The sequence below is a fragment of the Campylobacter ureolyticus genome, from assembly GCF_027277485.1.
GTDB classification, from domain to species: domain Bacteria; phylum Campylobacterota; class Campylobacteria; order Campylobacterales; family Campylobacteraceae; genus Campylobacter_B; species Campylobacter_B ureolyticus_B.
The window spans coordinates 1-25,841 of record NZ_JAPXGQ010000014.1 but is presented as its reverse complement, the minus strand read 5'-3'; the positions used below and the strand labels follow the sequence as shown (position 1 = coordinate 25,841).

Here is a 25,841-nt window from a genome sequence, read left to right as displayed (position 1 = left end):
AGGAACAATATGGATATTTTAATAAATTCAATAAAAGAAGCTGTTTTAGAAATTAGTAAAGCTTTAAAATACGCTGATTTATCATATAGCAATCATCAAAATAAAACCGGTGATACCCAACTAAAGCTTGATGTTTTAAGTGATGAAATTATAACAAAAAAATTATCAAAATTAAATTGTGTTAAAGCTTTAGTTAGTGAAGAAAAAGATGAGGCTTTAAATTTAAATAAAAATGGTGAGTTTATCGTAGCTTACGATCCACTTGATGGATCAAGTTTAGTTGATGTGAATTTCGCTGTTGGAAGTATTTTTGGAATTTATAAAAATGAAATAAAATCTGAAAATTTGATACTTTCACTTTATAGTCTTTATGGTCCAAGACTTGAAATGGTGATTTGTGATAAAACGCCTATTTTATATAGACTTGATGAAAATAGTGAGTTTAAAAAAGTTAGAGAGTTAAAATTAAAAGAAAAAGGAAATCTAAATGCCACAGGTGCTAGTCAATGGGCATGGAGTAAAACTCATGCAGAATTTGTAAAAAGCCTTTTTGATGAAAAATATAGGCTTAGATATAGTGGTGCCATGGTTGCTGACTTACATCAAATTTTATTAAAAGGCGGTGGGCTTTTTAGCTATCCCGCAACAAGTGATCATATAAATGGAAAATTAAGAGTTGTTTTTGAAGTGCTTCCTTTTGCTAAAATTTATGAAAGTGCAGGTGGAAAAACAAGCGATGGATTTTCAAAATCTCTTTTTGAGATAAAGATAGATAAAATTCATCAAACAACACCTTGTTTTTTTGGATCATCTTATGAGATAGAAAAAATGCACACATTTTATGGAAAAAATAATGAATAACTATGAAGAAATTCAACAAGAAATGCTCAAAAAAGTGCAAACTTGCCAAAAAGATCATGATTTAAAAACTTGTTTCGATTGTGATAAATTATTAGATTGTGAACTTAGAGATGAGTATGTAAAAGCTACATATGAGTATTTAAGCGAAGGCAAGCAGGGCGATTTTGATTTTTAAATTTAAGATTAAGGACAACAATGAAAAGATTTATAACAACACCAATTTATTATGTAAATGATATTCCACATATTGGACATGCTTATACAACAATTATAGCTGATACAATTGCTAGATTTTATAGATTAAAAGGCGATGAGGTATTTTTTATGACCGGAACAGATGAACATGGTCAAAAAATAGAAGAAGCAGCTAAAAAAAGAGGTTTTAAACCACAAGAATATGCAGATGAAGTTAGTATGAAATTTAAAAATCTTTGGGATTATTTTGAAATAAGTTATGATAAATATTTTAGAACTACTGATAAAGATCACATTAAAACTGTTCAAAGTGCGTTTTCAAAAATGCTTGAAAAAGGTGATATTTATAAAGGTAAATATGAAGGACATTACTGTGTAAGTTGCGAGAGTTTTTTCCCTGAAAATCAGCTTGTTGATGGTGAGTGCTGTCCAGATTGTGGGAAGCAAACTAGAATTTTAGAAGAAGAAAGTTATTTTTTTAAACTTTCAAAATATGAAGATAAGCTTTTAAAATGGTATGAACAAGACTGCATTTTGCCAAAATATAGAAAAAACGAAGTTATAAATTTTGTAAAAAGTGGCTTAAAAGATCTTTCCATCACAAGAACAAGTTTTGATTGGGGTATTAGGTTGCCTGCAAATTTAAATGAAGCAAAACATGTTATTTATGTTTGGCTTGATGCTCTTTTGATATATCCATCAGCTCTTGGATATTTAAGAGATGAAAAAAATATGGATTTTTGGCAAAACACTTTGCATTTGGTTGGTAAAGATATTTTAAGATTTCATGCGATTTATTGGCCTGCTTTTTTAATGAGCCTTGATATGCCTTTGCCAAAAATTATTGCAGCTCATGGTTGGTGGACAAGAGATGGTAAAAAAATGAGCAAATCTCTTGGAAATGTAATAAATCCAAAAGAAGTAGCAGATGCATACGGGTTAGAGCAGTTTAGATATTTTTTACTTAGAGAGGTTCCTTTTGGACAAGATGGTGATTTTTCTCAAAAGGCATTAATTACAAGAATAAATAGTGAGCTTTGTAATGATTTAGGAAATTTATTAAATAGAATTATTGGAATGAGTAAGAAATATTCAGATTTTATTATTGATAGTAGTAATGTTATGGAGTATTTTAAAGATGAAATTAATGAAAGTGAAATATTTATAAAAAATGCCTTAAAAGAAATTAGTGAAATTTCAACAAGTAGATATTTAGATGAAATTTGGAAAATTTTAAATTTAGCAAATTTAAGCATTGCAAAATATGAGCCATGGAATCTAATAAAAAATGGTGAATATAAAAAAGCTTTTGCTTTAGTTTCAATGGTTGCAAATTTGCTTGCAAGAGCAACTATTTTATTAAGTCCAGCTATGCCAAAAACAGCTTTAAAAATTGCTTCGAATTTAAATTTTGAAATTTCAACAAAAACATATAATGAAGTAATTAATGAAAATAAGCTTTTAGATTTTAAAGCAAGTGAGTGTGAGCCGTTATTTACTAAGATTGAAGAGCCTTTAATGCAAACTCCTGTTGGTGTTGAGACAAAAGAAGATAAGACAATAAACTTAATAACTCTTGATGATTTTAAAAATATAGTTATAAAAGTTGGTGAAGTTTTAGAGTGTGAAAACATAGAAGGTAGTGATAAATTACTAAAATTTAAGATCGATTTAGGAGAAGAAAAACCTCGTCAAATAATTTCAGGGATAGCTAAATACTATAATCCTAAAGATTTAATAGGAAAACAAGTCTGTGTTTTGGCGAATCTAAAACCTGCTAAAATTTTTAAACATCTAAGTGAGGGTATGATTTTAAGTGCTGAAGATGGTAAATTAACCTTGCTTTCAACTCTTGCAAAGGTTAAAAATGGAGCAATAGTTGGATGAGAATAGAAAATCTTGTAAGGTTAATAAATGCAAAGTTGGTTGCAAAACCACAAATTTCAAGTGTTGATAACTTTGCTATAAACCTTAAAGATGTAAGTTTGGGAAGTGCGTTTTTAAGCAATGATGAAAAAGAAATTAATGAAGCGATAGAAAATGGTGCTTATGCTGTTATTTTCGATAAAAAGTGTGAAGTTAAAAATAGTGAAATCGCATATATAAAAGTTGATAACTTAAACAAAGCAAAACTTAGAATAGCACAGTTTTTTGCTGTTTCAAACTCCATCAAAAATCTATTTTTAAAACCAGTTGAAAAAGAGATTTTAAAAAATTCAACTCTTAGTAGAAATGCTAAATTTTTAAGTAAAAATTTAGATGAAGTTTTTATTAATTTTATAAATTCAAAAAAAGGTGATATTTTTTTATATGATGATTTAGAATTTTTAAAAGAAATCTCACCTATTTACGAGACTTTGAATTTGAAAAATAATGCTAAAATTTTAATTGATGGATCTTTGTTTTTTCTAAATTTTGAATATAACGATAGAATTTTTAATTTAAATTTACCACAAATTTTTCTACCAGAAGTTTATTCTATTTTAGATTTTGCAGATAAAAATAATATTTTTATAAAATTTAAAGATTTAAGAAATATTGGGCATTTTGAAAGTATTTTTATAGATAAATTTTATAATATAAAAGCTTTTGGAGAAAGCTATAGAGCTTTTATAATCGAGAGTGATGCCGAGCTTTTTTTAAGAGAAGTTGAGTTTTTAAAAGATAAATTTGGAAAAGAGATAATTTCAATGTCATCAAAAAAACTAAATTTAAAAAGCGATATTGAATATGATACTTTAGAAGAGATAAAGACAAGCTATGATTTTAAGTATGCAGTTGTTTTGGCAAATAAACAAGATGTCATAGATATGCTAAATAGCAAGAAAAAAGAGCTATCGCTTTTTGATTAAAAACAAGGGTAAAATTTGAGTGAAATAATTACATTTATAGTAAATTTGGTTGAAAGCTGGGGATATTTAGGTATATTTTGTATGATGTTTTTAGAAAGCTCATTTTTCCCATTTCCAAGTGAAGTTGCGATGATACCAGCTGGATATCTTGTTTTTCAAGGCAAGATGAATATTTTTTTAGCTTTTTTTGCTGGGACATTTGGATCACTTATAGGCGCTATTTTTAATTACTATTTATGTTATTTTTTTGGTAGAGGCTTGATTGAAAAATATGGCAAATATGTGGGTATTGATGATGATAAAATGCAAAAATTTGAAAGTTTTTTTAAACGTCATGGTGAAATTTCAACTTTTAATTGCCGCTTAATTCCAGGAATTAGACAATATATAAGTCTTCCAGCAGGCTTAGCAAAGATGAATATTTTTAGATTTTCTTTATTTACAACTTTGGGTGCTGGAATTTGGGTAGCTATTTTGCTTGGACTTGGATATTTTTTAGGTCAGAATGAAACTATTTTAAAAGAAAAACTTCATATTGTAACAATTATACTTCTATTTTTTGTAATCTTAACTTTTATTATATATTTTTATTTTTATAAAAAAAACAGTAATAAATAATATTATATATATTAAAATAGTAAAATATAAAATATTTGTTAAGATTAATGAGATATAATTTACATTGAAGGAGAAAAAAATGAAAAAAATTTTATTAAGCTCAATGTTGCTTATAGGCAGCCTGTTCGCAAATTCACTTTCAGAAATAAAAGACAAAGGTGTTTTAAGAGTTGGTGTTTTTACAGAGCAGCCTCCGTTTGGTCAGTTAGTCGACGGTACTTTTACTGGTTTTGAAGTTGATTTTGCTAATGCTATAGCTAAAAATCTTTTTAAAGATAAAGGTGGTAAAGTTGAATTTGTTGCCACAAGAGCTGATCAAAGACTTGATTTTGTAGAAAAAAATAAGGTTGATATTTTACTTGCTACTTTTACAATTACTGATGAGAGATTGAAAAAAATTGATTTTTCTTTACCTTATTTTTCAGTAAATATCGGTGTTTTAACCAAAAAAAGCGATGGCATAAAAAAAGAATCGGATCTTAGAGGTAAAAAGGTTTTAGTTGAAAATGGTACAACTGGCCAAGCTTACTTTGTTTCAAAAGGTTTTGATACTGTAGGCTGTCCTAACTCTAATGAGTGTTATAAAATGCTAAGAGATGGGGCAGGTGATGCGTATGCAAACGATAACTTGATAGTTTTAGCTTATCCTGTCGTTGATAGAAGTATGGAAGTTAATATTAAAAACTTAGGTGCATCTGATTTCTTGGGTGTTGGTGTTGCAAAAGGAAATAAAGATTTATTAAATTTTGTTAATGATACTTTAGTTAAATTAAGTAAAGATGGTTTCTTTAGAAAAACATTTAAAGATACAATAGATCCATTTTATAAAGGAACTGCTGAACAAAAATACTTCTTACTAGAAGATATTTATAAAATCTTTGGTTAGAAAATAAAGACGGATTTTCCGTCTTTATAATCATTAAAATGCTGGTAAAATTGCCCCATTATATTTTTTTTCAATAAAATCTTTTACTGTTTGACTTGTAATAGCCTCATCTAAAACTTTTATTTTTTCACTATTTTCATTGCCTTTTTTTACAGCTATGATATTTGCATAAGGACTATCTTTGCTTTCTAATTGTAAAGCATCTTTTAAAGGGTTGAATCCTGCATTTAAAGCAAAATTAGTATTAATAACAGCAATATCAACATCATCTAAAGTTCTTGGAACGCTTGCTGCATCAATTTCAATAAAGTTTAAATTTTTAGGATTTTTTGTTATATCAAGTGGTGTTTTAAGCTCTACTTTGCTATCAAGTTCTATAAGACCAGCATCAGCTAAAACATCCAAGGCTCTACTTTCATTTGTTGGATCATTTGGAACAGAAACTTTTGCTTTGTTTTTAAGCTCATTTAGATTTTTTATTTTTTTACTATAGATACCCATTGGTTCCAAGTGAACAGCTACTGTTTTTACTAAATTTGTACCTTTGTTTTTATTGAATTCTTCAAGGTATGGAATGTGTTGGAAGAAATTTGCATCAATTTCACCATCATTTGTAGCTAAATTTGGAATAACATAATCATTAAATTCTTTTATCTCAAGATCAAATCCAGCTTTTTTAAGTTCAGGTTTTATGGCTTCTAGGATTTCAGCATGTGGGACAGGTGTAGCGCCAACTGTAATTTTCTCAGCAAATAAAGATGTAGCTAAGCTTACAGCCACCAAAGAACTAATTAAACTTTTTTTCATATTTTCTCCTTAGTTTCAAAATATATTAAAGATAATACAATAATTTTTATAAATATAAATATAATAAAATTATTTTAATTTTTTAGTGATTTGTTTTTTGCTTACATTAAATATCTTTAAACTCTAAATACAAGAAATAAAAAATTGTGCTACAAATTTATATACTATAACATATAATAAATTATATTAAATATAAATTCAGTCTTGTTTATTTTTTATTTCTTTTTCTAAAACAGCTATTTTTATAATACTTAAGTAATATTCTTTTTCTTTTTCGTCTAGTTTTTGAAAATAGTTCAATAATTCATCAGTATTTGAATTTTTTTCATTATTTTTATAAAAATTATCAACTATAAAATTATATAGCTTAACTCTTTTATTTTCCCAGTTATATAGTGTTCTAAGCTCTATTTCTAAAGCTTTTGCTATCTCTTTTTTATCTATCATTTTGAAATTAATTCACTTTTAATTGATTTTTAAGGTTTATTTTGAAATAATTTCATAAAGATTTTGAAATTATTCAAGTTGCATTGTAATTGTATCAAAATCTTTCAAAATATCAAATTAAAAGCTAGCTTACTCCTCAAAGTATGAAAGCTATAACCTAATAATAGGAGAAATTTAAAATCTATTTTAGATAGGTAGCGTATTAAAGCCTTTGTTGGAGTTTTGTTTTTTTATGCCTTAGTTTGGCTGTAAATTTTAAAGATTATATCTACTTTAAAATTTAAAATAACATTATGTAAAAGGAGGCTTGTATGCTATCCGTAGAGTTGCTCGTAGTTCTTGGTGCTATATTTTTTGGTGCTAGACTTGGTAGTATAGGCATAGGTTTTGCTGGTGGTGCTGGAGTTTTAATTCTTACGTTATTTTTAGGGATTGCAGCTAAAGCACAAAATATTCCGATAGATGTTATATTGATTATGATGTCTGTTATTTCCTGTATAGCAGCCATGCAGGTTGCAGGTGGATTGGACTACTTAGTTCATATCGCTGAAAAAATTCTTAGAAAGCACCCTGAAAGAATAACTTTTTTAGCTCCTATTGTAACTTATATTTTAACTTTTTTTGCAGGAACTGGACATACAGCATTTTCAACATTGCCTGTTATAGCAGAAGTGGCAAAAGAACAAGGCATTAGACCATCAAGACCACTAAGTATAGCAGTTGTGGCTTCGCAAGTTGCAATTACAGCTTCTCCTATTTCAGCTGCTGTAGTTTTTACTAGTGGATTATTGGAGCCGTTAGGGGTCGGCTATTTACAGTTGTTAGCATGTATGGTACCTTCTACTTTTTTAGCCTGTATGATAGGTGCTTTCGTAGCAAATTTTATTGGAAAAGAGTTGGATGATGATCCTATATATCAAGAAAGACTAAAACAAGGATTAGTTAAAATCAAAGGTGTTGGAAACTATATTCCAAAGCCTAGTGCAAAACGCTCAGTTATTATATTTATATTTGCTATTCTTGTGGTTGCTTTTTATGCTACCGCAATTAGTGATAAAGTAGGTCTTATTCCTGCTGATAAAATAACTGTTCCAAGAAATGAAGCCATTGTTTTATTTATGTTAACAGCTGCAACAATAATTATTGCTACTACTAAAAGTAATGCTGCTGAAGTTCTAAATACTTCTACATTCAAATCAGGTATGAGCGCGGCTGTTTGTGTTTTGGGTGTTGCATGGTTGGGAACTACTTTTGTAAACCATCATGTTGATGGATTAAAGTTATTAGTTGGTGACTTGTTAAGTGATTATCCATGGACACTTGCTGTAATGCTATTTTTTGCAAGTATGTTGCTTTATTCTCAAGCAGCTACAGCAAAGGTATTATTTCCTGTTGCTTTGGCAATAGGTGTTTCGCCTTCTGCACTAGTTGCATGCTTTGGTGCTGTAAGTGTTATGTTTGTTTTACCTACATATCCAACCTTGATAGCTGCAGTAGAGATGGATGATACTGGCTCAACTAGAATAGGTAAATATGTTTTTAACCATCCATTTATAGTGCCTGGAGTTACAACAATAGTAACTTCTGTTATATTTGGCTTTGTATTTACCAGTATAATACTATAATATTTTTTTAAAAGGAGAAAAATATGAAAAGAAAATTTAATCAACCTATAACAGGTATTTGCTCTTTTGCAAAATATCCTATTTGCGAGGATATTGATGAATTAGAAGCAGATATTGCTGTTTTAGGTGTTCCATACGACATGGGAGTTGGTTATTTATCAGGCTGTAGATTAGGACCTAGAAGAATCAGAGAAGTTTCAACTCATTATGCAAGAGGCGGTGTTGGATTCTATGATATAGACAATGATGAGCAGCTTCTAGAGGCCCCTATAAAAATAGTTGATTGCGGTGATGTTGATATACTTCATGGTGATTTAGAATATTGTTTTAATAGTATAGAAGAATATGTTAGAAGAATTATTCAAAGAGGGGCAATACCTGCAATAATGGGTGGTGATCACTCTATAACTATTCCAATTGGTAGAGCATTGTCAGAAGTTGGTAGAAAGATAAATGTAATTCAATTTGATGCTCATTTAGATTGGACAGATAGTGTTGGACCACAAAGACTTGCAAATGGAAGTCCTATGAGAAGACTTTCAGAGATGGATTATATAGATAAAATGTGTCAAATTGGATTAAGAGGTCTTGGCTCAAGTAGAAGAGAAGATTTTATGGATGCAAAGGCTTACGGTAGTGTTTTAATATCGGCAAAAGAAGCTCATGAAATAGGAGTAGAAGGTGTCTTAGCTAAGATACCAAAAGGAGAAGACTATTATTTATCAATAGATATAGATGGATATGATATATCCATAGCACCAGGAGTTGGGTCACCATCACCAGGCGGATTATATTTTAATCAAGTAACTGACATAATCACAGGTATTTGCAAGATGGGAAATGTTGTAGGATTTGATTTGGTCGAAACAGCACCACAGTACGATCCGACAAATACAACAGTTAGAGTTGCTGCTATGACTATGCTTCATACTATGGCAATGATAATGAAGTATAAAAAATAACTAAATTAAAAAAGACTAGATACTTTATCTAGTCTTTTATGTTGCTAAAAACTAAGTCTTAAGTCTTAAATTGCAAGATATAAATTCAAAAAATTAAAACTTATGAAATATCTACTTTAATTAATAAATCTAAAAGAAATATGATTTATCTTATGAGTTATGAACAAAAAATCATCTTTCAAATACCGTTTTATAGTGCTTTAAGTCTAAATTTGTTAATATTTTTAAAAATTTAAAAGGAGCTACAATGACTGTTAATCTAACCCTTAACAATATAGATGATAAAATATTAGATATAGTAAAATCTATTGTTAATCTTCGCCATAATAGTTCTGTTGATATAGAAGAAATTTACACTGAAAAATTTATTAAAAATATGAAAGAATGTGAAGAAGAATTTAAAAACGGTAAATTTGAAAAATATGAAACTTTTGAAGATTACAAAAAGGCTATGGATAGTTTAGATGGCTAAATTTTCTATTTATGTATCGTCAAAATTTAAAAATCAGTTTAAAAAACTTTCTAAATTTGATAGAGACTTATCAAATAAGGTAATTTTTAAACTATCAAATTGCGAAACATTGGATACAAAATATAAAGATCATCAACTAAAAGGTAAATTTAAAGAATTTAGAGAGTGTCATATAAAATCTGATTTGCTTTTAATATATAAAATTATTGATGATGAATTGGTTCTTTATCTTTTTCAGATTGGCTCTCATTCTGATTTATTTTAAAAAAATAGGCACATTTGAAAATTCAATTTAGTTATTTATTCTTTTTAAAAATCTTTCTATCTCTGGATTTTTAATTTCGTTTGATATTGCAAATATTTTTTTTATGTATCTATTATTTAATTTTTTATAGTTATATTTTTCATAATCTTTACAACTATTGTAAAATTTAGTTATATTTTTAAGTTCAGCTTTAGATTTCCAATTTTTACACTGTATTAGTATAGTTTCTTTTCCTTTGTGCGCTAGTAAATCAATTCCGCCATCTTTAAAGTCTTCTATATATTCATTTGGAAAAACTTTATAGCCTTCATTCTCATAAAATTTTTTATATAATATTTATAGTCATCACATTTTTCCTTTTTCCAGTTTTTGCCATTTTTTAATTTTTCTTTTTAAAACTCTTGTATTAATTTCTGAAATATAAAATCTGTTATAAATTTTCTAATTATCTAAATAATTTTAATAATGTTTATTTTTTTGTTTAAACTTAAATAGAGATAAAAGTAATTAAAATTTAAATGTTAAGAATGATTTAAGTATGCTTTAAAACATCGATAAAATGGTGATTTGGTTGCAGAGGAAGGACTTGAACCTCCGACCTTCGGGTTATGAGCCCGACGAGCTACCACTGCTCCACTCTGCGATAAAAGTAAGTGGATGGGGTAGGAGGATTCGAACCTCCGAATGATTGGACCAAAACCAATTGCCTTGCCGCTTGGCGATACCCCATTACTTAAAAATGAAATCAAATTATAATATAAAATAAGTTTATTGTCAAGCTTTTTATAAAAAATATTTTAATTTATATTTTTTTTCTTAAAAATAAAGACAAATTTACCCCTCTTTTATTCTTTATAAGTATAATCTACAGTTTTTAAGGAGATAAATTTGCCACTTTCAAAACTTAATAATGAACAACTAGCAGCTGCCACTGCACCACTTGGAAGAAATTTAGTGATTGCAAGTGCAGGAACCGGAAAGACTTCTACAATTGTAGCAAGAATTGCACATCTTTTAAATAGCGGTACAAATCCCAAAAAAATACTTCTTTTAACTTTTACAAATAAGGCTTCAAAAGAGATGATTGCGAGACTAGAGCGATATTTTGATAAAAAAATAACCGGAGATATTACAGCTGGTACATTTCACTCAGTTTCTTACACGCTTTTAAAATCTCTTGGAAAAAATATTGTTTTAAAACAACCAAGCGAGCTTAAAATTTTACTTAAATCATTGGTTGATAAACGTAAATTTAGCAATATTAGTGATATTAAGCCTTATTCTGGAGCTTATCTATACGATATATATTCACTTTTTCAAAATAAAATAATAGATGGAAATTTTTATAATTGGTTTGTTGAAAATTATGGAGAACAAAGTGTTTATGTTGAAATTTATGAAGATATTTTAAATGAATTTGAAGAAGAAAAAGAAAAATTTGGATATGTTGATTTTAATGATTTGCTTTTAAAAATGAAACGTGAGCTTAAAAAAGGAGCTCCTTTAAATTTTAATGAAATATTAGTTGATGAATATCAAGATACAAATTCTCTTCAGGGAAGCTTAATAGATTCCTTTAACACGAAAAGTTTATTTTGTGTTGGAGATTACGATCAAAGTATTTATGCATTTAATGGGGCAAATATTGATATAATTGCTTCATTTAAGACTCGTTATGAAAATGCTAAAATTTATGCTTTAAATATTAATTATCGCTCTACGAAAGGCATTTTAGCACTCGCAAATAAGGTAATTGAAAACAATCCGAGACTTTACGAAAAACATTTAAGCGTAAATAGAAATGGAGAGTTTAAAAATCCTCGACTTTTAATATTTGATGAAATTTATGCTCAATACTCAAAAATTGCTGATATAATAAAATCTTCTAAATTTGAAAAAACAAATATTGCTGTTATTTTTAGAAATAATTCAAGTGCCGATGGTATTGAGGCTAGCTTAAGAGAAAGAGGCATTGCTTCAAAAAGAAAAGGAGGTGTTAGTTTTTTTGAGAACAGGGAAATAAAGTCTTTAATAAATTTTATAGGAATTTTAATAAATCCAAAAGATATTATGGCTTTTATGCAGATTTTTGAATATGCAAAGGGTGTTGGTGCAGCCGTTTCAAAGGAAGTTTATGATGCACTAAATTCTCTTGGAAAAGGAAATATAATAAGAGGGTTTTTAAATCCAGATAAGGAAGCAAAAATTTATGAAACTAAAAAGAAAAACTATCAACTTGGACTTTTTGATGATTTAGATATTTTTGATGAAGTTTCAAGGTTTGATGAAGTAAAAATAAATCAAAATTTTATAAAAAATCCAGTACTTAAATATGCAAAATTAAGTAATAGTGCAGCTTATATGTTAAGTGAAATTTATAATCTCTTGTTAAAAACAACAAATATAAACTCATCAAGAGAAATTCTAAAAGATATAGTTTATTCTAATGCTTTTGCCATAATTGTAGATGATATTGCTACAAAAAGAGCAACCTTAAAAAGTGGCAAGGTTGATGAAGGGTTAAAAAAAGAAAATATTCAAAAAATTTACCAAAAATGTGAAATTTTGGCAAGTTTAACTAAAAATTATAAAGACATAGAGAGTTTTTATAGTTTCTTAACACTTGGGGCTGGAGAGATGAGTGAAGGTGAGGGTGTAAATTTGCTAAGTATTCACGCAAGTAAGGGCTTGGAATTTGCTCAAGTCTTTGTGGTAGATCTTGCACAAAACCGTTTTCCAAATTTAAAGCTTATGGCAAGTGGTGGCAGTATGGAAGAAGAAAGAAGGCTCTTTTATGTAGCTGTTACAAGGGCTAGAGATGAACTTATTTTAAGCTATGCAAAATATGATAAAATAAGAAAAATTGAGTATAAACCAAGCCAGTTCTTAATAGAGGCTGGAATGATAAAAGAATAAATTATATAAAATAAAAAAAATGAGCAAAAATTAAAATAAATAATAGAGTCAAGAAAATTTAAAAAGACTATATTGAAAAAGAAGTAAAAGATAATTATTTTTAAAAACAAAAATAAAATTAAAAAATTATATTACTTAATTATGGTTTAAAAGCGAAATAAATATTTATCTAAATTCATAAGTAATAATAACAAAATTAGTGAAGATATAAATTTTAATAGAAAATTCTTTCTAAATAAAGAGCATTGGGAGGGGCTGGAATTCGTGTAATTGACTTTTCTAAAGTAAATTTTTGGTTTGAAATTTGCTCTTTTAAGACATTTGCTACCATTAGGCGAACTTGTGATCTTAAAAAGCCATTTGCTTCAAATTTGATAATCGTAAGATTATTATATGAAAACGCATAAGCTTTATAAATCTCTCTAATGCTATCTTTTATATCACTTCCTGTTTTCATAAAGTTTTTAAAATCATGTTTTCCAATAAATTTACTAAGGCTTAAATTAAGTTTCTCTATATCAATTTTATCATAAAAAAGGCATAAATTTTCTAAAAAAGGACTAAAATTTGAATGATTTAAAATATACCTATAGCTTCTTTTTTTAGCGCTAAATCTTGGGTGAAACTCACTAGATACTTTTTCAATTTTTTTTATATATATAAAAGGTCTTGCGTGACGATTTAGCTGTTCTTTTAGTTTATTTAAGTCCCAAAATTCCCCACAATTTGTAGTGCTTACTTGATTTAGTGCATGAACTCCTTTGTCTGTTCTTGAGGCAGTTGTAAGTTTTTCAAATATTCCTACTCTAAAAAGTGCCATTTTTAATCTATCCTCAACTGAGTTTTTATGTGGTTGAGACTGTGAGCCACTAAAATTTGAACCATTATAAGAGTATATTAATTTTATTTTCATCAGTATTTTTTAGATATTTTTTGATAAAAAGCAAACAATGAGGTTATAAAAAATAGACTAAAAACAACAGGAATCGCAATAAGTGGTTTTTTTGCTAAAAGCATAATGCTTGCAAAATAGACAAATAAAACTCCAAAAACTCCAACATAGACAAATCCTTTTTCATATCTATAAGTAACAATTCCAAGACTTATTGCGAATAAAACACTAGCTAATGGAAATAGTGCAACAAGTGTGTAAATACTTAAATCTTTTGCTCTTTTTTTATCAGTTTTTGCACTCATCCAATAATTAATTGCTGAGTTTGCATCTCTTATCTCGCCTGTTGGTTTTGAACGAATTATCATATTTTTAAATGAAGTTATGTGAATATTTTTATCAATTGTGTAAATAAGTCCATTGCTTAAAATCATTTTAAAAACACTATCTTCGCTTTTAAACTCGCCTTTTTTTGCTAAGATAATTTTTTCTTTTTCATCAGTTTTTTTTGGTGCATACATTATTAGATCATTATAAATTGTATTTTTATCAAGTTTTTCATCGCTTTGTATAAAAATAAGCCATTCGCCAAATTTTTGTCCAAGTTCGCTTGATTTAAGGTTTAAAGTTGCTTGTGTTTTTTTATAATCGACAAAATTATCTTTTAAATTTTCTGCATAAGGCATCATTATAAGTGAAGTAAAAAGTAAAACTATGGATAAAATAGTTGAAAGAAACAAAAAAAATCTAGCTATTTTTTTAGATGGGTAGCCAAAAGTAAATATAACAATACTTTCATTTTCTCTTGAAAGCCTAAAAAGAGAAACAGCTAGAGCAACAAAAAAGGCAATTGGTGTTGTAAAAATTAAAATTCTAGGCAGCATAAACAAATATAATTTAAAAAGCTCAGAACTATTTATCTCTATAAAAGAAGTAATTTTTGCAATTTGTATAAAAAAAACAATCGACATTATTAAAAATAAAACACTAAAAAGTGAGGCAAAACTACTTATAAAACTTGATAGTAAATATCTATTTATTTTATTCATACTGGGCTCGTTTTATCTATTATTTATGCATACATTACAAAATTTAAAAACTTTAAAGAGTAAACATTAAAGCAATAAACCACAAAAAGTCCTATTGATAAAAATGGAAAAAATGGCATTTCATAGTCTTTTTGCCTTACTGCTGCATAGAATGGCAAAGTTAAAATTGCACCTATAAATATAGCAAAAAATCCTAAATTTAGACCCAAAACAGCACCCATACAAGCAAATAGGTAAATATCAGCTAGTCCCATAGCTTCCATTTTTTTAAGCTTGCTTAAAATAAATCTTATTGCATAAAATATTGCTGCAAATATTAAAGCATTTTTAACTCCATCAAAACTAAATGAATAAAGTAAGGAAATAACTACAGATGAGTTTAAAAGAGCATCAGGAACGGCAGTGTAACGGAAATCAACTACACTTGAAGCAAGTAAAATTATAAATAATAATCCTATCATCAAGGCTTTAAAAAGCATAAGATATTCATTTTGTGAAAAATTAAAGCCACTAAATTCAAACTCTTTATATAAAGCAATTAGCATAAAAACTCCACCCATAAGCTCTATTAGTGGATATTGAGGGCTTATTTTACTTTTGCAAAATGCACATTTTCCACCCAAAAAAATCCAAGAAAAAAGTGGAATATTATGGTACCATTTTAAAGGAGTTTTACAACTTTGGCAGTGTGATGCTGGAAAATTTATACTTTCATTTTTTGGAAGCCTATAAATTAATACATTGCTAAAAGACGCTACACAAATGCCAATTATAAAATAAAAAATTGATAAAATTATCATTACAGTCCCCCAAATTTTCTATGAATTTTTGTGTATTTTTCTACTATTTTTTCAAGCTCATTATATGAAAAATCAGGCCACAAAGTAGGAGTAAAAAATAGCTCAGCATAGCTTGTTTGCCATAGTAAAAAATTTGATAGTCTTTGTTCTCCGCCTGTTCGAATTAGCAAATCAACATCACCTATTTTTGCTGTATCAAGATTTTGGCTAATTGTTGCTTCGCTTATTTCATCACCTTTTGATATTAGCTTTTTAACCGCTCTTACTATCTCATCTTTTGAGCCATAATTTACAGCTAAGGTTAAAGTTAATTTATTAAAAATAGTAGTTTTTTCTTTTATGTTTGCGATTAAATTTAAAAGTTCATCATCAAATTTATTTAGATTACCAATTGTTTCAAATTTAATCTCATTTTTTATGAAAATTTCCTCTTTTTTTATTAAAAATTCTTTAAAAAGCTTAATTAAATACTCAACTTCACTTTTTGGTCTAGCCCAGTTTTCAGTGCTAAAAGCATACAAAGTTAGATTTTTTATATCTTTATCTATACAAAATTTAGCCACATTTTCAACCACATTTGCACCACTATCATGACCTTTTGTTCGAATAAATCCTCTTTTTTTTGCCCATCTACCATTTCCATCCATTATAATGGCAAGGTGATTTAGTTTATTCATTAAAGAGTCTTTTTATAAGTTCGGCTAATTTAAATGCAACATTTTGTTTTGAACCTTCAATAGTTTCAATATTTTCATCTTTTGCTATAAATCTTATCTTTGTATTTTCGCTACCAAAAGTTAAAACATCATTTAGTACATTTAGACAAATTGCATCAAGTCCTTTATCTTTTAATGCTTGTTTTGCCAAATCAATTGATGAGTTTTGCTTTACTTCAAGTTTAAATCCTATTTTTTTAACTCCTGGAGTTGTGACTTTAGAGATGATATCTTCATTTTTTCTAAAATTTAGAGTTAAAACACCATCAACATCATCTTTGCTTATTTTACCTTTTACTTTATTTGGGATAAAATCACTCACAGCAGCTGTCATTAGCACGATATCTCCAGCATTCATTTTCTGTGTTAGAAGAGCACTTTGAAGCCCAAAAGAGCTATCAAATTTAAGTAGCTTGTATGGCACATTATAGTCATAGCTACTTATAAAAACAACATTTGCTCCAAACAAGTAAAAAGCATCAGCTAAAGCTTTGCTAGTTTTTCCACTTGATAGATTTGTTATTACTCTTACATCATCTATTTTTTCACTTGTTGATCCGCCTGTAATAATAACTGTTCTTCCAACATAAAAATCATCTTTTAAAAACTCTTTTTTTATACCATTTATAATACTTTCAATTTCTGCAAGAGCTCCTTTTCCAACATCTCCACAAGCTAAAGTTTTGGTGACTGGCTCAATAAATTTAACACCTTTTTCTTTTAATGTTTTTATAGAATCTTTTGTTATTTCATTTTCAAGCATATTTGTATTTGCAGCTGGAGCTATAATAATAGGAGCTTTTGAGGCTATTAGTGTTTCAATGAAAATATTATCACAAAAGCCATGAGCTAGTTTATTTATAGAATTTACACTAGCTGGTGCTAAAACTATAAGATCCATTTTAGAATACTCAATGTGGTTTATTCCCTCTTGCCAATTTTCAGTTTTAGTGCATAATACTTTATGATTGCTTAATGCTTCAAATGCCTCGTAATTTACAAATTTTAAAGCCCCATCACTTAGCATTACATAAACATCAGCACCAAGTTTTTTTAAACTTGATAAAATTTCAAAAGCCTTATAAAAACTTATGCTCCCACAAACTCCAAGAAGTATTTTTTTATCTTTTAATATCATTTTTTTTCTCCAAAAAATTTATAGTAAAATCCACTTTTATTAGTTTGTTTTACTCGATTTATTACTAAATCCCCGCTTTTAGCATCTTTTGTAACAGTTGAGCCAGCGGCGATTATCACATCATCAGCGATATTTACAGGTGCAACTAATTGCGTATCGCTTCCTACAAACACATTTTTTCCAATTATAGTTTTGAATTTATTTTTTCCATCATAATTACAAGTTATAGTTCCACAACCGATATTTGTGCCACTATCAATTTCGCAATCACCTAAATAGCTTAAATGCCCGGCTTTTATATCATTGACTTTTGCATTTTTAAGTTCTACAAAATTTCCAATATGAGAGTTTTTTATATCACATTTTGGACGAATATGTGCAAGTGGTCCAATATCAGAGCTGTAAATTTTAGAGCTTTCTATAACGCTTCCACTTTTTATAATACTGTCTTTTATATCGCATTTTCCTATTATACTTACATTTTCTTCAAGCTCACATTCTCCTTGAAATTTCGCTTGGCAATCTATGTAAATAGTTTTTGGAAGTCTCATCTTAACACCACTTTTCATTAAATTTTCTTTTATGTTATCTTGCATTATCTCTTCTGCAATACTTAAAGCAAATTTATCATTTACTCCCATAAAATTTTTCTCATCAACCTCAATAGCTTGGCAAGTTAAATTCATACTTTTAGTTATTTCTATGCTGTCTGTTAGATAGTATTCGTTTTGAGCGTTATTATTTTTTATAAGTGGTAAAATTTTAGCTAAAACTTCGCTTTTAAAAGCGTAGCATCCAGCATTTACTAAATTTATGCCTTTTTCATTTTCATTTGCATCTTTTTCTTCAACTATTTTTAGAATTTCATTATTGGAATTTGTTATAACTCGTCCATAGCCTTTTGGGTTTTTTGCCCTAAATACGCTTAGTGCAGCATCACTTTTAAAACTAGCAAGCTTTTTTATATCATCAAGTTTTATTAAAGGCATATCACCACATAAAATAATAGTTTTTTTTGAATTTAGCTTAACATCTTTTAGTGCTCCAGCAGTTCCAGGGAAATTTTCAACATCTTGTTTATAAATTTTTGTATTTGGAAAGCTGTCTAAAACTACTTTTTTGACTTCATCAAATTGATAATTTAATATTACACTTACATCATTACTTAATTCATAAGCCTTTTGCAATATATGACAAATCATAGGCTTTCCAGATAGTTCAAAAAGTACTTTTGCTTTGTTTGATTTCATTCTAGTTCCAAAACCAGCAGCTAAAATCACAACTGAAATCTCACTCATTTATTAACCTTTTAAAATCATATAATTTGGCTATTTTACCTTAATTTATATAAAAGATTAATTTAATAAGTTCTATTTTGGATCTAAATTGACTTTAAATACTCACTTAGTAAGTTTTTTAAATACTCATTTAGGTCATTTGGGGCAATGACTTTGATAAATGGTATAAATTGTAAGATAAATGGCACGATTTCATAGTAGTTTGAGACTTTTAAATGTACTTCGCTCTCATCTTGCTTGTGGATTATTGCTTGCGTTTTTAGTGGAATTCTTTCTAAAAATTTTAAAATAGAGTTATCAACCAAAAGTTCAACTATAAAGCCTTTTTTATCTATATCAAACCAGATTGAGTTGGCATTTTTAAGTTTTGTTTCAATATCTTTTGCATTTGTAAATTTTTCATTTAAAATAGTTAAGTTTTTTATACTTTTTAGGTGAAACTTTTTAAATTTATCCTCTTTATTTGTATCTAAACAAAGCAGATACCAAAAACCATCAAAATTTGCAATCTTAAGCGGTTTGACTCTAAATTTATAGTTATTGTAAGTAAAATTTATCATCTCTTTATTCTCAATAGCAGAGGCCAAGCTTTTAAAAAACTCCAGGTCGTTACTATCTAAATTTTCGTTTTTTAGCTGTATGAAAAAAGCATTTTTATACTCTTTATTGATCTCTTTAAATAGACTTTTTGATTTTTTATAAATTTCATACCCTTGGTTTTGAGTGAAGTTTTTTACAAGGCTAAAAACAACATCATTTTCATCTTTTTTTAGATCTGTTATGCTATAAATTTTATTGTTTAGCCTTATATTTATCCCATCATCTTTTAAAATTTTTATATATCTTGCAATAGTTCTTTTGTCTTTATTAAATATTTTGCATAGATGATCCTCGCTAACTGGTGATTTTGTAAGTAGCTCATAAATTTTTGCCACTTTTTCTAAAGTTGCTTGCGTTGCCATTTTTATCCTTTTTTACATGATGACAAAAAAATGTCCTTGAAAGACTTTATAATTTTATCATAAATTTATCAAGGAGGGCTTTATGAGTTATTATCAAAAGATCATAAGATTAATGGAACTTAGAGTGGCTGTTCATTTGGATACTATTTTGAAGCTTATGGATGGTAGAGTGGCTGTTTTATATGAGTATTTGGATAAAGATATAAAGCTTGAAAAAGATCAAATTCCTCTGATTTTAAACAAACTAAAAGAAAAACTTGATATTTATGAAAAAGAGTTTAAGATAGATGAAGATGATATTTTGGAAAAAAATCTAAATTTCTTGCAAAATACCTTAAGTCTTACAAACACACAAGTAAGTATTATTAGAATGGGTGCTGTTGTGTTAAATTATAATTCTTATATATTAGATCAAATGACATCATCTTATAAAAGCGAGTTAGAAATTTATACCTTTTTTTCTAGGATATTAAACGAGTCAATAGAAAATATAAAAGAAGCATTTGAATTAAAAAATTCTTTTAGATATATGGTAAAACTTTATGGTGGTTCTGGGTACCGTGCAAATATAATAGATACAAAGGATGATTTTTTAAAATATCTACTTGTTGAAAATGGCATATATAAATTTATCAAACACTACACTTATGAACTATCTTCTAGCAATCTGAAATTTAGTGATTTTGACCATATAAAGCAAGATTTAGATATTTTAATTCCGTATTTAAAATACTCCATTGAAAATGAGCTTAAAGGCGTTAATATTTTATTTTATGGAAAGCCAGGTGTTGGAAAAAGCGAAATTTGCTCACTAATAGCAAACAAATGCGGTGTTTTAGGGCTTGGCATAAAATCATATTTTGATGATTATAATATTCTTTATTCTATGTCAAGGATATCAAGTATAGATTTTATATCAAATTTCGTTAGCAAAGATACAATTTTTATCTACGATGAGGCTGAGGATATTTTCAATCTCAACTCCCGTGACAAACAAGACAACAAAGCTTTTGTAAATTACGCTCTTGAAAATAATAAAAGAGTTGTTATTTATATCACAAATGATGTTGGATGTATCGATGAGGCTATTTTGAGAAGATTTGACTTCATAATGGAATTTAAAGATATCCCTAAAAACCAAAAACTTAAAATCATCAATAAATACTCCAAAAATTTAGTAGATGATAAAACAAAAGAGCTTTTTAGTGGATCACCCGATCTACAACCAGCTACTATTGCTAAGGTTAGCAAAGTCATAGAAACTCTAAATTTAAAAGATGCTTCAAGTGAGTTTAAACTTCTTGCAAACAACACTCTAAATGCTTTTGGATATGGCGGTATGGAGTTTAAAAAAGAGATAAAATACGCCCCAAAAGAGTATGATATTTCACTTTTAAACTCTGATTATGATCTTGAAAACCTAGCTAATAAAGTAAAAAATGATGTAAGAATTTGTCTTTATGGAGTAAGTGGAAGTGGTAAAAGTGCTTATGCTTTTTATTTGGCTGATAAGCTTAAAAAAGAGCTTATTATAAAGACTGGAAGTGATCTGTTGTCACCTTATATCGGCGAGAATGAGAGAAATATAAAAAACGCCTTTTTACTAGCTAAGCAAAAAGATGCGATTTTGCTAATCGATGAGATAGAGGGCTTTTTATTTAGTAGAAATAGAGCTACTAAAAGCTGGGAGCTAACTATGGTAAATGAGTTTTTAACCTCAATGCAAAGTTTTGATGGCATTTTTATATCAACTTCAAATTTGTTTGAACTAATAGACAGTGCGGTTTTAAGAAGATTTGATTTTATGGTGGAGTTAAGACCTTTAAATTTCATACAGGCTAAAGATATCTTTCAAAATAGATGTGAAAATTTAGGCTTTAAGCCAAAAGAAGAGCTTTTAAACTCATTTTTAGAACTAAGTAATATAACAATTGGTGATTTTGAATCAGTAAAAAGAAGTATGAAATTTTTAGATGTAAATAGCGCAGATGAGTATTTTGACCTCTTAAAACAGAGATGTTTGTTAAAGACTAACTTTAAAAATATATAATTACAAATAAATTTTAAATTTAAGGAGGAGATGATGAGCGGTAGTTTAAATTTAGCTAAAAGGAGTTTTTATGAGTGAGTTAGAAAAATTAAATGTTGGTGTTGCAAACATTGGAGAAATTTTTAATTTGCTTGACGGTGATGAAAATACCAAATTTTCACCGCAAAAGCCAAATTTTGAAAATTTAAGAATTCCAAATTATCAACGCCCATATCGTTGGACTACTAAAAATGCAAATGAGCTAATAGATGATATTTTAGAAGCTATGGATAATAAAAAAAGTGAGTATTTGATTGGAAATATAATACTTCATAAAAATAAAGATGGCGATAAAGAGTATTTTGATATTGTCGATGGACAGCAAAGACTTACAACTTTGGCGCTTATTATTTATGCAAAGGAAAATAAAGAGGAAAATAAAAAGATAAGCTTATTAGAAAATGAAATTAATCCAAATTCTGTCGCTGCTCTTAAAAATAATCTTAATATTATAAAAAAATCTAAAAAAATCGATGAAAAATTTTTAGAATTTTTAAAAGAAAAAGTTATTATTACATATACTATAACTAATGATTTAGATCAAGCTTTTATACTTTTTAGTTCTCAAAATACTCGTGGAAAACCACTTGATGATAAAGATTTATTAAAAGGTCATCATATAAGATTTATAAATAGAAAAAGAACTCAACAAGAGTGTGCAAAAGAGTTTGAAAAAACACTTCGAGAAAAAAGAAATAATAGTGATGTATTTAGCATAGTTTTAACACTTTTGAGCATTATAAAATCAGGCTCAAAATCTGAACTACAAGGAGTTGATTTATTAAGTCCTAATATTTATGAAAATTTTAAAAGTGAGTTTTTGAGTGATGATATAATTTTTAATAATTATCACAATAATTTTATAGCAACTTCATCAGTTCAAGGCGGAGAAGCATTTTTTAAATATCTTAAAAAATATACAGAGCTTTATAATGGTCTTACGCAAGATGAAATTTTTACTTGTTATGATGGGCTTTGGGGTGGTAATTATTATTTATCTGTGATTTATCAAGCTATTGTTTTATTTTATAGAGATAAATTCAACGATGACAGTTATGATATAGAAAAGGCTTTGCAAATTTTACTTTTAAATTTTAGACTAGAAAAAGATTCAGTCAGAAAAGAAGGTGTGGCTAGTGAGTTTGAAAAATGGTTTAAAGATATAGAGTTTGCTTCCAATAAAGAAGTTTTTAAAAATAAGCTAAAAGAATATATAAGAAACAATATATTGTTTAAAAACGGTTTTTCTGCAGATGGACAAAGAAAAAAATTCGAGGAAAAAACATACTTTATAAATGAAATAAAAAAGGAATTTACAAATGAAAAGTAATATTATAGAATCATTAAGCATAAAAGATTTAAAAAAATTTGAATCTACATTTCCAGTTTATCAAAATTCAGATAGAACTTGGTATGATAAAACTTATGTCGAGCCAAAATTTATAATTCCACTATATCAAAGAGAATATGTTTGGCAAAAAGAAGAGGTTGAAACTCTTATTAATGATTTAGAAAAAAGTGAAGGTGCTTATTATATAGGCAATATTGTAGTTGATGAAAACTATAATGTTATAGATGGGCAACAAAGACTTACAACTCTTTATCTCATGCAGATGGTTTTAAGTCCTAATGAGTGCTTTGATTTATCATATGAAATAAGACAAAGTGATAATGAGTTTTTAAAAAGTAAAAATTTAGATAATTTAGAAAAATGTGAAAACGAAAAAATAAGAGAAAATTTAATTTTTATAAAGTCTAAAAAAGATATTTTAGAAAAAGAAAGACTTTTAGATAAAGTTCGTATAACTTTGACAAAGCTTCCGCATGACACAGATATAACAAGATATTTTGAGCTTATAAATTCTCGTGGCCTTCAGCTTGAAAAACATCAAATTTTAAAAGCTAAATTTTTAGACATTTTTAAAAATGATGAGAGTAAAAATGATGAGAGTAAAAATGATGAGAGTAAAAATGATGAGAGTAATATAGATTGGGCTAAAATTTGGGACTATTGTTCTAGTATGGATTGTTTTATAGAAGATATTATCGTTTATAAAAATCAAAAAGAAAAAGTAGAAGATATCAGAGATAATTTTTTAGAGTTTTTAAGAAGTGGTAATATTGGCACTCTTTCTTATTTTAAAAAAGAAAATACAGAGAGTAAAAATAAAAAAGTTAAAATTCGAGATGTTTTAAATGGTGAAGTTGATAACAATAAAAACGATGAGTTAAATATAGGCGGATTATTAGAGTATAAAAGTATCATAAGATTTGATTATTTACTTCTTAATGTTTTAAAATTTAATGCAGAAAGTTATGGAATTAAAAAAGATATTGTGATGTCAAATGCGGACTTGTTAAAAGAATTTAGAGAATTTGACATTAATTTTGCTAAAGATTTTATTAAAGATATGCTCAAATTTAGACTTATTTTTGATTATTTTGTTTTTAAAAGAGATGTTTTGGATGAGCCTTATTTTAGAGATATGAGAGATAAAGAAAACTTTTTTAATATAAAGGATAGTAAAGCTCTGCAAATGATAGAACTTTTATTTAACCATACAGCACAAAACTACAAAGCACAAGAGTGGGTGCAAGAAGTTGTAAGATATGTTGAAAAATATGCTAAAGATAATTTGCTAAATAATAAAAATTTTGATTTGATATCAGAGTTGGAAAATAAAGACAAAGAAAGAATGTTAAATCTATTATTTAAGAATAAAGAAAAAACATTAAATCAAGAAATTTTAGATGAAAAATTCAAAGAAATATTAAATAATGGAACTGGCACACCTCACTATTTTTTCTACAAGCTTGACTATCTTTTGTGGAAAAATTTTGATAACTATTTTAAAGATGAGAAATATCAAACTGTAAAAGAGAGATATTATTTAACAAGACTAAATTCAATTGAGCATATACAGCCACAAAGTGAAGCTATCGGTGACTTTAAGGGCTTTTATGATGATGACAAAAATAATGATGACAAAAAGAAGAGGAGAATAGATCATTTTGGAAATTTAGCCTTAATTTCTGGTGGTAGAAATTCATCTTTGGGAAATAAAAGTGTTGGGATGAAAAAAGAAGCCATAAAAGACTGGATAGCAAAAGGCGATTCTATCCAAAGCCTTAAAATGCTTTTAGCATTGCATGATGTTGACGACCAAAACACTTGGGATTTTGAAAAGGCAAAAAATCACGGTGATGAGATGAAAGAATTATTATTTAAAGATTTAGAAAATAAAAACTAACAATAATCTATCCTAGTTTTTCTAGGATAGATTAAATTTCACCTCTCCAGATACTTTAAAAAATCAGACTCCAACCTTCTTTGTAAAATTTGCAAAGTTATATTAGAGCTCATTGAACAGACTTGTGAGACTGAGTATCTACTTTCTTTTAGCATTTCAGCAAGAAGTCCTATCTCTTTTTGACATAGCCAATGAAGATCTGTTTGATATGCTCCATGTTTTGCTACAATATTTCCATTTCTAAAATCTTTTGGATTTTTAGGAACTCTAGGGGTTAAATTTATAAATTTATACTGCTCTTTTAAATCAAAATAATCATCATATAGATCATTTGTATTGTAAGATTTTTTACGATTTTTATCATCAATTTCCTCTCTCCAGTTTTCATTATGTGCGTATTCTATCCTTAGATGAGCAAGTGTTATTGGTATAGAGATAGATAAAAACAAGATCATTTTAGGATTTATAAACTCCACCAACTTTTCATCATCAAAAAGCCCATCAAGACTTACTAAATGACTTACATCATTTTTTACAATCTCATCATAAATTTTTATTTTTAACTCATAAATTTCTTTATAAGTTCTGAAATTTAGAGCATTATTTGCTTTTGCCGTTCCTACAAACCTATAAAATTCTATAAATATATATAAAACTATACTAATAGAATTTTTGTTGTATTCCTACTTCAACCTTGCTGGTTACTATTTGATTTATTGCTAAATCATCTAGCAGAGCCG

At 27.7% G+C, this 25,841-nt stretch carries 25 protein-coding genes and 2 tRNA genes; 14 read left to right on the top strand and 13 right to left on the bottom strand.

Translation table 11 applies throughout. The features are described 5' to 3' along the window. The first annotated feature begins 9 nt into the window (after positions 1-9). The 6 genes from O6B72_RS07850 (at position 10) to O6B72_RS07825 (ending at position 5,412) form a co-directional block, all read left to right on the top strand. A complete protein-coding gene (locus O6B72_RS07850) occupies positions 10-861 on the top strand; it encodes a class 1 fructose-bisphosphatase (protein ID WP_269492765.1) in 852 nt (283 codons plus the stop codon). Next, on the top strand, positions 854-1,036 hold the full coding sequence (locus tag O6B72_RS07845) for a hypothetical protein (RefSeq protein ID WP_258298394.1): 183 nt from the start codon (positions 854-856) through the stop codon (positions 1,034-1,036). The genes O6B72_RS07850 and O6B72_RS07845 overlap by 8 nt, the downstream gene beginning before the upstream one ends. Before the next feature lie 20 nt (positions 1,037-1,056). Next, on the top strand, positions 1,057-2,943 hold the full coding sequence (gene metG / locus O6B72_RS07840; RefSeq protein WP_269487581.1) for a methionine--tRNA ligase: 1,887 nt from the start codon (positions 1,057-1,059) through the stop codon (positions 2,941-2,943). Beyond that, entirely contained in the window at positions 2,940-3,908 is a 969-nt protein-coding gene (locus O6B72_RS07835) for a hypothetical protein (RefSeq protein ID WP_269492764.1), read from the top strand. The genes metG and O6B72_RS07835 overlap by 4 nt, the downstream gene beginning before the upstream one ends. Before the next feature lie 15 nt (positions 3,909-3,923). Beyond that, positions 3,924-4,526, top strand: coding sequence for a DedA family protein (locus O6B72_RS07830; protein WP_269492763.1), 603 nt, complete (start codon positions 3,924-3,926; stop codon positions 4,524-4,526). A 79-nt stretch (positions 4,527-4,605) separates the two neighbouring features. After that, a complete protein-coding gene (locus tag O6B72_RS07825; RefSeq protein WP_269487579.1) occupies positions 4,606-5,412 on the top strand; it encodes a transporter substrate-binding domain-containing protein in 807 nt (268 codons plus the stop codon). 33 nt (positions 5,413-5,445) lie between these two features. Here O6B72_RS07825 and O6B72_RS07820 read toward each other — a convergent pair whose 3' ends face one another. Together O6B72_RS07820 and O6B72_RS07815 are read right to left on the bottom strand one after the other, a co-directional pair. Continuing rightward, the gene (locus O6B72_RS07820; protein ID WP_258298398.1) at positions 5,446-6,219 is read right to left on the bottom strand and encodes a MetQ/NlpA family ABC transporter substrate-binding protein; all 774 of its coding nucleotides are present in this window, start codon (positions 6,217-6,219) and stop codon (positions 5,446-5,448) included. Positions 6,220-6,417: 198 nt separating this feature from the next. Then, positions 6,418-6,666, bottom strand: a complete 249-nt coding sequence (locus tag O6B72_RS07815) for a TetR/AcrR family transcriptional regulator (RefSeq protein WP_269492762.1) — start codon at positions 6,664-6,666, stop codon at positions 6,418-6,420. 311 nt (positions 6,667-6,977) lie between these two features. Here O6B72_RS07815 and O6B72_RS07810 point away from each other — a divergent pair, with 311 nt between their 5' ends. From O6B72_RS07810 to O6B72_RS07795, 4 genes are all read left to right on the top strand, one after another. Then, positions 6,978-8,291 (top strand): anaerobic C4-dicarboxylate transporter, encoded by a 1,314-nt coding sequence (locus O6B72_RS07810; RefSeq protein ID WP_269492761.1) that lies wholly within the window; start codon positions 6,978-6,980, stop codon positions 8,289-8,291. 23 nt (positions 8,292-8,314) lie between these two features. Continuing rightward, positions 8,315-9,253: an agmatinase gene (locus O6B72_RS07805; protein ID WP_269492760.1), complete on the top strand. Its 939-nt coding sequence runs from the start codon at positions 8,315-8,317 to the stop codon at positions 9,251-9,253. A 247-nt stretch (positions 9,254-9,500) separates the two neighbouring features. Beyond that, complete coding sequence (locus O6B72_RS07800) at positions 9,501-9,725, top strand: hypothetical protein (protein ID WP_269492759.1); 225 nt, start codon at positions 9,501-9,503, stop codon at positions 9,723-9,725. Continuing rightward, the gene (locus O6B72_RS07795) at positions 9,718-9,990 is read left to right on the top strand and encodes a type II toxin-antitoxin system YafQ family toxin (RefSeq protein WP_269492758.1); all 273 of its coding nucleotides are present in this window, start codon (positions 9,718-9,720) and stop codon (positions 9,988-9,990) included. Before O6B72_RS07800 ends, O6B72_RS07795 begins: the two co-directional genes overlap by 8 nt. A 27-nt stretch (positions 9,991-10,017) precedes the next feature. Here the strand turns inward: O6B72_RS07795 and O6B72_RS09585 are convergent, their stop codons facing one another. The 3 genes from O6B72_RS09585 to O6B72_RS07785 form a co-directional block, all read right to left on the bottom strand. Then, a complete protein-coding gene (locus tag O6B72_RS09585) occupies positions 10,018-10,326 on the bottom strand; it encodes a restriction endonuclease (protein WP_415271063.1) in 309 nt (102 codons plus the stop codon). Positions 10,327-10,558: 232 nt separating this feature from the next. Further along, positions 10,559-10,633 (bottom strand) — tRNA-Met (locus O6B72_RS07790). 11 nt (positions 10,634-10,644) lie between these two features. Further along, a tRNA-Gln gene (locus O6B72_RS07785) sits at positions 10,645-10,719 on the bottom strand. 159 nt (positions 10,720-10,878) lie between these two features. On the opposite strand from O6B72_RS07785, the gene O6B72_RS07780 reads away from it, so the two are divergent. Then, positions 10,879-12,906 (top strand): ATP-dependent helicase, encoded by a 2,028-nt coding sequence (locus O6B72_RS07780; protein WP_269492757.1) that lies wholly within the window; start codon positions 10,879-10,881, stop codon positions 12,904-12,906. A gap of 214 nt (positions 12,907-13,120) precedes the next feature. Here O6B72_RS07780 and truA read toward each other — a convergent pair whose 3' ends face one another. The 7 genes from truA to O6B72_RS07745 all read right to left on the bottom strand — a co-directional run bounded on the left by truA (position 13,121) and on the right by O6B72_RS07745 (position 19,761). Then, a complete protein-coding gene (gene truA / locus O6B72_RS07775; protein ID WP_269492783.1) occupies positions 13,121-13,822 on the bottom strand; it encodes a tRNA pseudouridine(38-40) synthase TruA in 702 nt (233 codons plus the stop codon). Next, the gene (locus O6B72_RS07770) at positions 13,819-14,847 is read right to left on the bottom strand and encodes an LptF/LptG family permease (protein ID WP_156847353.1); all 1,029 of its coding nucleotides are present in this window, start codon (positions 14,845-14,847) and stop codon (positions 13,819-13,821) included. The genes truA and O6B72_RS07770 overlap by 4 nt, the downstream gene beginning before the upstream one ends. Before the next feature lie 23 nt (positions 14,848-14,870). After that, positions 14,871-15,647, bottom strand: coding sequence for a prepilin peptidase (locus O6B72_RS07765; RefSeq protein WP_269480127.1), 777 nt, complete (start codon positions 15,645-15,647; stop codon positions 14,871-14,873). Further along, positions 15,647-16,324, bottom strand: a complete 678-nt coding sequence (uppS, locus tag O6B72_RS07760; RefSeq protein WP_269492756.1) for a polyprenyl diphosphate synthase — start codon at positions 16,322-16,324, stop codon at positions 15,647-15,649. The genes O6B72_RS07765 and uppS overlap by 1 nt, the downstream gene beginning before the upstream one ends. Continuing rightward, positions 16,317-17,501: a bifunctional phosphopantothenoylcysteine decarboxylase/phosphopantothenate--cysteine ligase CoaBC gene (coaBC, locus tag O6B72_RS07755; protein ID WP_269492755.1), complete on the bottom strand. Its 1,185-nt coding sequence runs from the start codon at positions 17,499-17,501 to the stop codon at positions 16,317-16,319. The genes uppS and coaBC overlap by 8 nt, the downstream gene beginning before the upstream one ends. Further along, positions 17,498-18,799 carry a bifunctional UDP-N-acetylglucosamine diphosphorylase/glucosamine-1-phosphate N-acetyltransferase GlmU gene (gene glmU / locus O6B72_RS07750; protein WP_269492754.1) on the bottom strand — a complete coding sequence of 434 codons (1,302 nt, stop codon included), beginning with the start codon at positions 18,797-18,799 and terminating at the stop codon, positions 17,498-17,500. Before glmU ends, coaBC begins: the two co-directional genes overlap by 4 nt. Before the next feature lie 83 nt (positions 18,800-18,882). Continuing rightward, positions 18,883-19,761 (bottom strand): WYL domain-containing transcriptional regulator, encoded by an 879-nt coding sequence (locus tag O6B72_RS07745; RefSeq protein WP_269492753.1) that lies wholly within the window; start codon positions 19,759-19,761, stop codon positions 18,883-18,885. 82 nt (positions 19,762-19,843) lie between these two features. Here O6B72_RS07745 and O6B72_RS07740 point away from each other — a divergent pair, with 82 nt between their 5' ends. The 3 genes from O6B72_RS07740 to O6B72_RS07730 all read left to right on the top strand — a co-directional run bounded on the left by O6B72_RS07740 (position 19,844) and on the right by O6B72_RS07730 (position 25,101). Next, positions 19,844-21,811, top strand: a complete 1,968-nt coding sequence (locus tag O6B72_RS07740) for an AAA family ATPase (RefSeq protein WP_269492752.1) — start codon at positions 19,844-19,846, stop codon at positions 21,809-21,811. A gap of 70 nt (positions 21,812-21,881) precedes the next feature. Beyond that, complete coding sequence (locus O6B72_RS07735; protein WP_269492751.1) at positions 21,882-23,180, top strand: DUF262 domain-containing protein; 1,299 nt, start codon at positions 21,882-21,884, stop codon at positions 23,178-23,180. Then, complete coding sequence (locus O6B72_RS07730) at positions 23,170-25,101, top strand: DUF262 domain-containing protein (RefSeq protein ID WP_269492750.1); 1,932 nt, start codon at positions 23,170-23,172, stop codon at positions 25,099-25,101. Before O6B72_RS07735 ends, O6B72_RS07730 begins: the two co-directional genes overlap by 11 nt. A 38-nt stretch (positions 25,102-25,139) precedes the next feature. Here the strand turns inward: O6B72_RS07730 and O6B72_RS07725 are convergent, their stop codons facing one another. Continuing rightward, positions 25,140-25,577 (bottom strand): hypothetical protein, encoded by a 438-nt coding sequence (locus O6B72_RS07725; protein WP_269492749.1) that lies wholly within the window; start codon positions 25,575-25,577, stop codon positions 25,140-25,142. Positions 25,578-25,841: the final 264 nt, after the last annotated feature.

Coding starts and splice junctions, on each gene's coding strand:
- O6B72_RS07850 (WP_269492765.1), top strand. CDS start 10: ATGGATATTTTAATAAATTCAATAAAAGAAGCTGTTTTAGAAATTAGT.
- O6B72_RS07845 (WP_258298394.1), top strand. CDS start 854: ATGAATAACTATGAAGAAATTCAACAAGAAATGCTCAAAAAAGTGCAA.
- metG (WP_269487581.1), top strand. CDS start 1,057: ATGAAAAGATTTATAACAACACCAATTTATTATGTAAATGATATTCCA.
- O6B72_RS07835 (WP_269492764.1), top strand. CDS start 2,940: ATGAGAATAGAAAATCTTGTAAGGTTAATAAATGCAAAGTTGGTTGCA.
- O6B72_RS07825 (WP_269487579.1), top strand. CDS start 4,606: ATGAAAAAAATTTTATTAAGCTCAATGTTGCTTATAGGCAGCCTGTTC.
- O6B72_RS07820 (WP_258298398.1), bottom strand. CDS start 6,219: ATGAAAAAAAGTTTAATTAGTTCTTTGGTGGCTGTAAGCTTAGCTACA.
- O6B72_RS07815 (WP_269492762.1), bottom strand. CDS start 6,666: ATGATAGATAAAAAAGAGATAGCAAAAGCTTTAGAAATAGAGCTTAGA.
- O6B72_RS07810 (WP_269492761.1), top strand. CDS start 6,978: ATGCTATCCGTAGAGTTGCTCGTAGTTCTTGGTGCTATATTTTTTGGT.
- O6B72_RS07805 (WP_269492760.1), top strand. CDS start 8,315: ATGAAAAGAAAATTTAATCAACCTATAACAGGTATTTGCTCTTTTGCA.
- O6B72_RS07800 (WP_269492759.1), top strand. CDS start 9,501: ATGACTGTTAATCTAACCCTTAACAATATAGATGATAAAATATTAGAT.
- O6B72_RS07795 (WP_269492758.1), top strand. CDS start 9,718: ATGGCTAAATTTTCTATTTATGTATCGTCAAAATTTAAAAATCAGTTT.
- O6B72_RS07770 (WP_156847353.1), bottom strand. CDS start 14,847: ATGAATAAAATAAATAGATATTTACTATCAAGTTTTATAAGTAGTTTT.
- O6B72_RS07765 (WP_269480127.1), bottom strand. CDS start 15,647: ATGATAATTTTATCAATTTTTTATTTTATAATTGGCATTTGTGTAGCG.
- uppS (WP_269492756.1), bottom strand. CDS start 16,324: ATGAATAAACTAAATCACCTTGCCATTATAATGGATGGAAATGGTAGA.
- coaBC (WP_269492755.1), bottom strand. CDS start 17,501: ATGATATTAAAAGATAAAAAAATACTTCTTGGAGTTTGTGGGAGCATA.
- glmU (WP_269492754.1), bottom strand. CDS start 18,799: ATGAGTGAGATTTCAGTTGTGATTTTAGCTGCTGGTTTTGGAACTAGA.
- O6B72_RS07745 (WP_269492753.1), bottom strand. CDS start 19,761: ATGGCAACGCAAGCAACTTTAGAAAAAGTGGCAAAAATTTATGAGCTA.
- O6B72_RS07740 (WP_269492752.1), top strand. CDS start 19,844: ATGAGTTATTATCAAAAGATCATAAGATTAATGGAACTTAGAGTGGCT.
- O6B72_RS07735 (WP_269492751.1), top strand. CDS start 21,882: ATGAGTGAGTTAGAAAAATTAAATGTTGGTGTTGCAAACATTGGAGAA.
- O6B72_RS07730 (WP_269492750.1), top strand. CDS start 23,170: ATGAAAAGTAATATTATAGAATCATTAAGCATAAAAGATTTAAAAAAA.